Raw genomic sequence first — 9,929 nt, 5'->3', positions numbered from 1 at the left:
CCGGTGAAGCCGGGTCGCCTTCTTTGCCTTCTTTCTTGGCGAAGCAAGAAAGACGGTCGCCCGCCGGGGGCGAGTCCCCGGCCAATCCAAGCTCAAACAAAGGAAAGCCTCCCAGCACGCCCCCCACTAAGATCCCTCAAGACAACCAGCGCTTCCGCCGCCGGTAATGCTTAACCTCCCGGAAACTCTTCCGCCCCTCGGACGAAAGCCCCAGGTAGAACTCCTTCACATCCTCGTTGGTGCGCAGGTCGGCGGCCTCGCCTTCCATCACCACCCGGCCGTTCTCGAGGATGTAACCAAAATCCGCATAGCGCAGGGCCACCATGGTGTTCTGCTCAGCCAGCAGGAAGCTCACGTTCTCCTTGCTGTTGAGATCCTTCACGATCTCGAAGATCTCCTCGACGATCTGCGGGGCGAGGCCCATGGAGGGCTCATCGAGCAGGATCATCTCGGGCTTGGCCATCAGGGCCCGACCGATGGCGCACATCTGTTGCTCGCCGCCGGAGGTGTAGCCGGCCTGGGAGGTTCGGCGCGTTTTGAGCCGGGGGAAGTAGTTGTAAACCTTGTCCAGGCTGTCCTTGAGCTCGGCCCGGGACTGGCTGCGGGTGTAGGCGCCGGTGAGGAGGTTCTCCTCGATGGACAGGTGGCCGAAGCAGTGTCGGCCTTCCATCACCTGGATGACCCCCTTCTTCACCAGCTCGGCCGGCGTCTTCTGGTCAATGCGCTCGCCCTTGAACTCGACGCTGCCCTTGGTCACGTCACCGCGCTCGGCGCGCAGCAGGTTGGAGATCGACTTGAGCGTGGTGCTCTTGCCGGCGCCATTGGCACCCAGCAGCGCGACGATCTTGCCCTGGGGCACCTGCAGGGAGACACCCTTGAGCACAAGGATGACGTGGTCGTAGATGACCTCGATGTTGTTGATGCTGAGGTAAGACATGGCAGCGGCCATCCCCTTTTTACGGGCGACTCACGTCACCCTCGATCTTGTTGTTTGCGAATCGGACATCACCCATCGCCAAAGGGGTGGCGAGAAACCGTAGGGGCGGATCGAGCTTGCGGGGAGGAGCGGAGCTGTACTGGAGTACAGCGAGCACCGGAGTCGCAAGATCGGTCCGCGCAGTAGGTTTATCGCCGCCCCGATCAGCTTTCTTTGGAGCAGTCGCGGGGCTTGATGCCCTTTTCCTTGGCGTAGGCGGCGGCCGATTCTTCGATCATGCCGCGCACCAGCGGCCGGTCGGAGTCGACCCAGTCGGTGATCACCTTCCACTGATTGCCGTCCCACTGCTGGAACTTCACCTTGCCCGGGCCTTCGTGGTCGGCACAGGTGATCTTCAGGGCAGGCATGAAGCCGGTGGCACCCAGGGCCTTCAGGCGGGCGTCATCCAGGTTGAGGTTCTCGAAGCCCCAGCGCACCTGCTCGCCGGTCAGGGCCTTGCCCTTGCCGTACTTTTCCTGGGCCTTGCGGATCGCCTCGACGGTGATGATGCCGTGCACCACGCCGCGGTTGTAATACACCGAGCCGACGCGGGTCTTGTCTTCCATGTTGCCCTTGTTCTTGCCGTACACGTGCTTCTTGATGTCGGCCACGACCGGGTAGTTGGCACCGGCCACGTTGAAGCCGGCGGCGATGAAGCCCTTGGCTGCCGTACCGGCCGGGATGGTGTCTTCCTCGGCGCCGGACCACCACACGCCGATCAGCTTTTCACGCGGGAAGCCGGTCTTGGCTGCAGCCTTGATGGCGGTCGGGTTCATCACGCCCCAGCCCCACAGCACCACGTAGTCGGGCTTGGCCTGACGGATCTGCAGCCACTGGGACTGCTGCTCGTTGCCCGGGTGGGCCACGGCGATCTTGATCACTTCAAAGCCGTGCTTGGCGGCCAGCTTGTCCATGATGGCGTGGGACTCCTTGCCGTAGGCGGAGTCATGGTAGAGCAGGCCGATCTTCTTGCCCTTCAGCTTGTCCATGCCGCCTTCCTTCTGGCCCATGAAGTTCACGATGGCGGAAGCCTGGGACCAGTAGGTGGTGATCATCGGGAAGACCCACGGGAAGACCCGGCCATCGGCCGCATCAGTCCGGCCATAGCCGATGGTGACCATCGGGATCTTGTCCTGGGCGACCTTCTCGAGCACCGAGTAGGTGATGCCGGTGGAGACGGGCTGGAACACGGAGTTGCCGGTGCTGCCCTTCTTCTTCATGCGCTCGTAGCACTCGACGCCACGGGCGTTGTTGTATTCGGTCTCGCACTCTTCCCAGGTCAGCTTGACGCCATTGACGCCGCCGTCGCGCTCATTGATGAGCTGCATGTAGTCGATCCAGCCGCCGAACAGCCCGGAGCCACCTGCCGCGTAGGGGCCGACGCGATAGCTCGGCAGACCGATGAACTGCTCCTCGTTGGCGCTGGCCACGGAGGAACCCAGAAGGCCGGCGATGACGGCGCCCAGCAGAACGGTTTTCTTCAGTTTCATGTGTTTGTCTCCTCTTTTATGGTGTGGGTGCTGCTCGCGGTGGGCGGAGGTCGCCCGGACGCTTTCGGTTAGTGCGGGAAGGGCCAGAGACGCAACTTCTCTTTCGCGATCTGCCACAGTCGGGCCAGGCCGTGGGGCTCGACGATCAGGAAGAAGATGATCAGGCCGCCAAAGACGATGAGCTGGAAGTTGGACACAAAGCCCGCGCCCAGAGAATCACCGAAGATCGCCGGCACCACGTTGTCCAGGAAGATCGGCAGCAGCACGATGAAGGCCGCCCCCAGGAAGGAGCCCATGATGGAACCCACCCCGCCGATGATGATCATGAACAGGATCTTGAAGGACAGATCCAGGTTGAAGCCCTCGGGTTCGACGGTGCCGATATAGGTGTAGGCATACAGGGCACCAGCCACGCCGCAGTAGAAGGAGCTCACCGCAAAGGCCAGCAGCTTGGTGCGCATCAGCCGGAAGCCGATCACCTGGGCAGCCACGTCCATGTCCCGCACCGCCATCCAGGCCCGGCCGGTGGAGGAGCGCACCATGTTCTTGGCCAGCAACGCCATGAAGGCAACAATCAGGAAGGTGAGGACGTACTTGGATTCCGGCGTGACAAAGGTGTAGCCGAGGATGGTCACATCCTGGGCGGTCACCACACCGGAGGACGAGTTGTTGGAGAACCACGGAAACTTGACCAGCGCCCACACGATGAAGAACTGGGCCGCCAGGGTGGCCACCGCCAGGTAGAAGCCCTTGATGCGCAGGCTCGGCAACCCAAACATGATGCCGACGAGCGCCGCCGTCAGACCGGCCAGCACCAGTGCCACCAGGAAGGGCATGCCCTCGATGCGCAGGATGAAGTTGTAGGCCGCAAAGGCCCCCACAGCCATGAAGGCTGCCGACCCGAGGGACAGCTGGCCGGCGTAGCCGGTGAGGATGTTCAGGCCGATGGCAGCCAGGGAGAAGATCAGCACCGGGATCAGGATGGCCTTCAGCCAGTACTCGTTGGACAGCAGGGGCACGGCCACGCCGAACACCAGCATCAACATCCAGAACCCGATCTTGTCCTGGCGGATCGGGAAGATCTGGGAATCTTCGGCGTAAGTGGCCTTGAACTGGCCGGCTTCACGGTAAAGCATTGTTGTTGCTCCTTGTCTCTTCCTGTAGGGGCGAATTCATTCGCCCTCCACGCGTTGAATCAACGGCATACCGTCGATCCCCGTCCGCGGGCGGCTGAAGCCGCCCCTACACGCTATTACACGCGGTCGATGTGCTTCTCGCCGAACAGCCCTTCCGGCCGCACCAGCAAGAAGGCCAGGGCCAGCATGTAGGGGAACCAACCCTCGATGCCGCCACCGACAAAGGGACCGACATACACCTCGGCCAGCTTCTCGGAGGCCCCGATGATCAGGCCGCCGACGATGGCGCCGGGCACCGAGGAGAAGCCCCCCAGGATGAGCACCGGCAAGGCCTTCAGGGCCGTGAAGGTAAGGGCGAACTGCACGCCGTTGCGGGCGCCCCAGATCATGCCGGCCACCAGAGCCACGAAACCCGCCACAGCCCACACCACACGCCAGATGGTCTGCAGCGGAATGCCGATGGACAGGGCCGCCTGGTGGTCGTCGGCCACCGCACGCAGCGCCCGGCCCACCTTGGTGTATTGGAACAACAGGGCCAGGAGGGCCACCAGGGACGCCGCCACACCGGCTGCGAACAGGTCGAACTTGGAGACGCCGATCTCGTAGTTGTCCATCAACCAGGCGATGGGCTCGTCGACGATGCCCAGATCCAGGCCGCGCACGTTGGCGCCCCAGGTCATCTGGGCGATGCCTTCGACCACGTAGGTCAGGCCGATGGTGGCCATGAACAGGGTGATGTGGGGCTGATTGACCAGCGGCCGCAACACAATGCGCTCGGTAGCGATGCCCAGCACGATCATGGCGATGAAGGCCAGCAGGAAGGCCAGCCAGAACACCACACTGCTGTCCGCCTCCAGGCCGAGCCAGCCGGGCAGCACCTCCTGAAAGCCGACGAAGGTCAGCGCGGCAAAGAACACCATCGCTCCCTGGGCAAAGTTGAACACGCCGGAGGCCTTGTAGATCAGCACGAAGCCGAGGGCCACCAGGGCGTACATGACGCCCGACAGCAAGCCGCCGACGAGTACCTCAATGAAGAATTGCATTTGTCTTTTCTCCCCGCCTTAATGTGAAGTACCCAGATAGGCCTTGATGACCTCGGGGTTGTTCTTCACTTCTTCCGGCACGCCGTCGCCGATCTTCTTGCCGTAGTCCAGCACCACGACCCGGTCGGAGATGTCCATCACCACGCCCATGTCGTGCTCGATGAGCACGATGGTGGTGCCGTAGTGGTCATTCACGTCAAGGATGAAGCGACACATGTCCTGCTTCTCTTCCACGTTCATGCCCGCCATCGGCTCATCCAGCAGCAGGATGTGGGGCTCGGCGGCCAGGGCCCGGGCCAGCTCGACCCGCTTCTGCAGACCGTAGGGCAGGCGCCCCACCGGAGTCTTGCGGATGTCCTGGATCTCGAGAAACTCGATGACCTCTTCCACCTTGATGCGGTGCGCGATCTCTTCCTTCTGCGCCGCACCCCAGTAGAGAGCGTGCTGCAGGAAGTTGCACTTCATCTTCAGGTTGCGCCCGGTCATGATGTTGTCGAGCACGGTCATGCCCTTGAACAGGGCGATGTTCTGGAAGGTGCGGGCGATGCCCTGCTCCGCCGCCTCGTGGGGCTCCATCTTCGGGCGCAGTGCCCCCTTGAAGAAGATCTGGCCCTCCTGCGGGTGATACACCCCGTTGATCACGTTGAGCATCGAGCTCTTGCCGGCACCGTTGGGGCCGATGATGGAGCGGATCTCGTGCTCCTTCACGTTGAAGCTGATGTCGGTCAGCGCCTTCACCCCGCCGAAGCGCAGGGAGATGTTCTGAAGGTCGACGATCACGTCGCCAATCTGTCTGGCCATGGGTCGGTCTCCTCAGGCGGCCTTCCGCGGCATCGGCGGAAAGGTCTTGGCGTCTTCGATGCGCAGATCGGCGCTGATCTTGTTGCTGCGGCCGTCCTCGTAGCTCACCTGGGTTTCGATGAACTGGCTCTTCTTGCCGCTGTAGAGCGCATCAATCAGCACCGCATAGCGTTCGGCCACAAAGTTGCGGCGCACCTTGCGGGTACGGGTCAGCTCGCCATCGTCGGCATCGAGCTCCTTGTGCAGGATCAGGAAACGCTTGATCTGCGATTCGCTCATGTTGGCGTCGCTGGCCAGGTCGGCGTTCACCTTCTCGATGCACTCCTTGATCAACTCATACACCTGGGGCTGGCAGGCCAGATCGGTGTAGCCGGCGTAGGCCATGCCCTTGCGCTCGGCCCAGTTGCCAACGGCTTCCAGGTCGATATTGACAAAGGCCGTGACGAAATCCCTGCCATTGCCAAAGCACACCACTTCCTTGATGTGCTGGAAGAACTTGAGCTTGTTCTCGATGTAGTTGGGGGCAAACATGCCGCCACCGGTTAGCTTGCCCACGTCCTTGGCCCGATCGATGATCTTCAGGTGGCCGTCCTCGTCGAAGAAGCCCGCATCACCGGTCATGAAGTAGCCGTCGGCGTTGATGGACTCGGCGGTCGCGTCGGGACGCTTGTAGTAGGCCTTCAGCAGCATCGGGCCCTTGACCAGAATCTCGCCGTTGTCGGCCAGCTTGACCTCCACGTTCGGCGCGGGTGTGCCGACCGAATCCAGCTTGATCTGACCGTCTGGCTGCAGGCACACGTAGGCGCAGGTCTCGGTCTGGCCGTAGAGCTGCTTGAGGTTGATGCCGATGGAACGATAGAAGCGGAACAGGTCGGGGCCGATGGCCGCACCCGCGGTGTAGGCCACGCGGATCCGGCTCATGCCCAGCACGTTCTTGAGCGGGCCGTACACCAGGATGTTGCCCAGGGCGTACTGCAGTCGGTCGCCGGCCGAAACCGGCTTGCCGTCCAGGATGTCCGCGCCGCAGCGCCTCGCCACATCCATGAAGTGCTGGAAGACGCTGCGCTTGATGCTGCTGGCGTCCTCCATGCGGATCATCACCTGGGTCAGCAGGTTCTCGAACACCCGCGGCGGAGCAAAATAATAGGTAGGGCCGATCTCGCGCAGGTCGCCCATCACCGTCTCGCCGGATTCCGGGCAATTGATGGTGAAGCCGGCCACCAGGGCCTGGGCATACGAGAACAGGTGGTCGCCCACCCAGGCCATCGGCAGGTAGGACAGGATGTCGTCCTGATCGGTGAGCTTGTCGAAGCTGCAGCCGCCCTGTGCCGCAGCGATGAAGGCGGAGTGACTCTGGCACACGCCCTTGGGCTTGCCAGTGGTACCCGAGGTGTACAGCATCACCGAGACGTCTTCGGGGCTGCCCTTGTCGATCTCGTTACCCAGGAAGTCCGGGTGGTTCTGGTCGTGGATGCGCCCCATCTCCAGCACTTCATCCAGCCCGTGCAGAAAAGTCTGGTTGTAGTGGCGCAAACCGCGAGGGTCGTCGTAGATCACGTGCTCGAGCAGGGGCAGGTCACCCTTGATCTCGAGCATCTTGTCCACCTGCTCCTGGTCCTCGACACAGGCAAAGCGGATCTCCGCGTCCTGCATCACGTAGGCCATCTCCTGGGCCACGGCGTCCTGGTACATCATCACCGGGATGCCACCCAGGCACTGGGCTGCAGCCACCGACCAGTACAGGCGCGGCCGGTTGTCTCCCACCACCGCCAGACGGTCGCCACGCTTGAAGCCCAGCTCCGCCAGTCCGCTGGCAATCGACCTCACCCGCTCGGCCACTTCGGCCCAGGTGTAGGTCTGCCAGATCCCGTATTCCTTCTCGCGCATCGCCGGCCGGTTGGGCCGCTGCCGTGCGTGGTGCATCAGCAGGCGCGGAAAAGTATCCAGGCTCGCAGAATCTGCGGCTGTCGCTCGGGTATTGGACATACCCCATCCTCCTCCGGTTTGTCTCGGTCTCGTCCCCGCCGCTGCACCGCCCATCCCCAAAGGGGCCCGGCAAGTGGCGACGGATTGTCTTTTTTGCTGGAGCCCAGTGTTGCAAACCAAGTTTGCTCAACTGTTTTTCAAATGTACGGAATTGTGAACGCGGCGCCGCGTGAGAAGAGAATCACCGGATCGGTTCAAGAAGGAGGCCGGAGACGGGTCAGACATCAAGGATGGCTCTCGTCAATCACGGTGCCATTTCACTGCAGGGCCGTGACGGTACGAGGAATTTGATACAAAATGCGACTCAGCACATCACCAAGGGATGCGCCGTGAGCAGCGATGCTCTTTCGATAATCCGCCATGGATGACAATGAGCCCCCCCCTGACCGGCAAAGGTGACTTGGCCAAGCCCACCCGAGGCTTGTCTATCATGCCTTCCACAGCCCTTGTCAGCGGGATGGGCCGGATGGCCCATGGCACCAAGGCACGAGACAACGTATTACCCCCGGGCACCTGCCTCGGCGAATTTGAAATCACGGATCTGATTGGTGAAGGCGGGTTCGGGATCGTCTACCTTGCCCACGACCACATCCTCCAGCGTAACGTCGCCGTCAAGGAATACATGCCCGCCTCCCTGGCCACCCGAGCCGAGGACGGTGCGACGATTCACCCCACCTCCGACAGGACGTCTGAGGCCTTTCAGAAAGGCCTCTTCAGTTTCATAAACGAAGCCCGGCTTCTGGCCCGCTTCGACCATCCGTCGATGGTCAAGGTATTCCGTTTCTGGGAAGGCAACGGCACAGCCTACATGGCGATGCCGTTTTACGACGGGCCTTCCTTGCGCCAGATTCTGCAGCAGCAGGAGACACCTCCCGACGAAACCTGGCTGATGGAAATAGTCCGCCCCCTGCTCGATGCCCTGGAGATCCTGCACGAAGCCCAGTGCTTTCACCGCGACATCGCACCGGACAACATCATCATCCTGGCCAACAACCAGCCCGTACTCCTGGATTTTGGTGCGGCCCGTCGCGTACTGAGTGAGTCGAACCAGGCGCTGACGGTCATTCTGAAGCCAGGCTACGCCCCCATCGAGCAGTATGCCGACGTCGCTCAGATGCGCCAGGGCGCCTGGACCGATCTGTACGCCCTCGCATCCGTGGTTCATTACGCAATCCACGGAAAGCCCCCGCCCACCTCGGTCACGCGGATGATTTCCGATCCGCTTCAGCCGCTCGCCACAACGGCAGTGGAGCGTTACAGCGAGCAATTCCTGCTCGCCTTTGACGCAGCGCTCGAAGTGCTCCCGGAAAAGCGGCCCCAGTCCGTGGCCGCCATGCGGACCCTGCTTGGAATTCCTTCTCGCAGCGCGCCAGCAACCCAAGTGAGCGAACCCAGGCCCGGCGGCCAGCGAACAGTCCTGGACCCGGAGCGCACGGTACAACTCGACAGTGTTTCCCGGGCAGCCTCAACCCATGGGGCGTACTCCGGGCCATCCGCTTCCGTACCCCCGCCCACCCGAGCGGTCACGCCCACCCAGGCCCCTGCGCCCGCCATCTCGGCTCCGTCTCAGGAAAGACGCAGCCCCTCCCGCGGCCTGATCATCACAACACTCGTCATTCTCGCCCTGCTCGCTTCCGCCGCGGCCATCTACCTGACGAGAGACGGTGAGAAAGCCCCCTCCGCCCCCCAGCCGGCCCCCTCTGCGGAGCGCCCGGGGCCTGCACCTGCACCTGCACCTGCACCTGCACCTGCACCTGCACCTGCACCTGCACCGACACCGACACCCGCACCAGCACCGACACCCGCACCAGCACCGACACCCGCACCTGTAGTGCCAGCCGCACCTGTAGCACCGGCCGTTACGCCCGTGCCCCCTGTGCCCGTGCCCCTCAAGGAATCTCCAGCTGAGGCTGCGCCACAAAAGAGCGACGCGCCACCTTCCCCGGTAACCGCAAAGCCCCCTCAAAGGTCACCAGAAAAGCCATCTGAAAAGGCCGCTCCGGGCAAGCCGATAGCCAACCCACCCTCTGCCGATACGCGCAAGCCTCCTGGCCGGACCTACAATTCATCCCTTGATGGGAAACAGGCTACGCCGGAAATTGACAAGACACCCAAGCCTCAGACGCCCAGAAAGTCCTCGCGATGCTCCGATCTTCTCCATCGGATCACGCTGGGTGAAACGCTGACTCCCGAAGATGAAAACGTAATGAAGAGAGAATGCCGATGAAATCGCTCCGCCCGTGGCTGGCAACCCAGCTCAGCATCGCCGCCTGCACCCTGCTCGTGGCCTGCGCCACCCCACCGCAGGCCACCACCACCAAAGAGCTGCCATTTGAGCAAGCTGTGGCACAAGTGACGGACGATCTCTTCAAGCAGACGCAAGCTGACCTCCTCTCCAAAGTAGAGAGCAAACTGGCACGCCGCGCGATTGCGATTGACCCGCTTCTGGACGGACGTACGGGTCAACAGACAGCCGTCACCCGCACCATCGAAAAGA

7 protein-coding genes and 1 pseudogene are annotated in these 9,929 nt (G+C 62.5%); 2 read left to right on the top strand and 6 right to left on the bottom strand.

Going from position 1 to position 9,929, the window contains the following annotated elements:
- Positions 1-136: 136 nt before the first annotated feature.
- The 6 genes from ACIQ09_RS20860 to ACIQ09_RS20835 form a co-directional block, all read right to left on the bottom strand.
- Positions 137-937: an ABC transporter ATP-binding protein gene (locus ACIQ09_RS20860; RefSeq protein ID WP_299884800.1), complete on the bottom strand. Its 801-nt coding sequence runs from the start codon at positions 935-937 to the stop codon at positions 137-139.
- Between the two features lie 203 nt (positions 938-1,140).
- Positions 1,141-2,466: an ABC transporter substrate-binding protein gene (locus ACIQ09_RS20855; protein WP_398314134.1), complete on the bottom strand. Its 1,326-nt coding sequence runs from the start codon at positions 2,464-2,466 to the stop codon at positions 1,141-1,143.
- A 68-nt stretch (positions 2,467-2,534) separates the two neighbouring features.
- Positions 2,535-3,602 carry a branched-chain amino acid ABC transporter permease gene (locus ACIQ09_RS20850; protein ID WP_398314132.1) on the bottom strand — a complete coding sequence of 356 codons (1,068 nt, stop codon included), beginning with the start codon at positions 3,600-3,602 and terminating at the stop codon, positions 2,535-2,537.
- A 116-nt stretch (positions 3,603-3,718) separates the two neighbouring features.
- Positions 3,719-4,645: a branched-chain amino acid ABC transporter permease gene (locus ACIQ09_RS20845; RefSeq protein WP_398314130.1), complete on the bottom strand. Its 927-nt coding sequence runs from the start codon at positions 4,643-4,645 to the stop codon at positions 3,719-3,721.
- Between the two features lie 18 nt (positions 4,646-4,663).
- Positions 4,664-5,446 (bottom strand): ABC transporter ATP-binding protein, encoded by a 783-nt coding sequence (locus ACIQ09_RS20840; protein WP_398314128.1) that lies wholly within the window; start codon positions 5,444-5,446, stop codon positions 4,664-4,666.
- Between the two features lie 12 nt (positions 5,447-5,458).
- Complete coding sequence (locus ACIQ09_RS20835; protein ID WP_398314126.1) at positions 5,459-7,432, bottom strand: AMP-dependent synthetase/ligase; 1,974 nt, start codon at positions 7,430-7,432, stop codon at positions 5,459-5,461.
- Between the two features lie 430 nt (positions 7,433-7,862).
- On the opposite strand from ACIQ09_RS20835, the gene ACIQ09_RS20830 reads away from it, so the two are divergent.
- Together ACIQ09_RS20830 and ACIQ09_RS20825 are read left to right on the top strand one after the other, a co-directional pair.
- A complete protein-coding gene (locus tag ACIQ09_RS20830; protein ID WP_398314124.1) occupies positions 7,863-9,659 on the top strand; it encodes a protein kinase in 1,797 nt (598 codons plus the stop codon).
- A pseudogene (locus tag ACIQ09_RS20825) lies at positions 9,656-9,929 on the top strand (hypothetical protein); the annotation flags it as partial. The gene ACIQ09_RS20830 and the pseudogene ACIQ09_RS20825, both read left to right, overlap by 4 nt.

It is taken from the genome of Zoogloea sp. (genome assembly GCF_044344315.1).
In the GTDB taxonomy this organism is placed as follows: Bacteria; Pseudomonadota; Gammaproteobacteria; order Burkholderiales; family Rhodocyclaceae; genus Zoogloea.
Note: the sequence above shows the minus strand (reverse complement) of the source record. Positions and strands in the feature narration are given on the sequence as shown.

Coding starts and splice junctions, on each gene's coding strand:
- ACIQ09_RS20845 (WP_398314130.1), bottom strand. CDS start 4,645: ATGCAATTCTTCATTGAGGTACTCGTCGGCGGCTTGCTGTCGGGCGTC.
- ACIQ09_RS20835 (WP_398314126.1), bottom strand. CDS start 7,432: ATGTCCAATACCCGAGCGACAGCCGCAGATTCTGCGAGCCTGGATACT.
- ACIQ09_RS20855 (WP_398314134.1), bottom strand. CDS start 2,466: ATGAAACTGAAGAAAACCGTTCTGCTGGGCGCCGTCATCGCCGGCCTT.
- ACIQ09_RS20850 (WP_398314132.1), bottom strand. CDS start 3,602: ATGCTTTACCGTGAAGCCGGCCAGTTCAAGGCCACTTACGCCGAAGAT.
- ACIQ09_RS20830 (WP_398314124.1), top strand. CDS start 7,863: ATGCCTTCCACAGCCCTTGTCAGCGGGATGGGCCGGATGGCCCATGGC.
- ACIQ09_RS20860 (WP_299884800.1), bottom strand. CDS start 937: ATGTCTTACCTCAGCATCAACAACATCGAGGTCATCTACGACCACGTC.
- ACIQ09_RS20840 (WP_398314128.1), bottom strand. CDS start 5,446: ATGGCCAGACAGATTGGCGACGTGATCGTCGACCTTCAGAACATCTCC.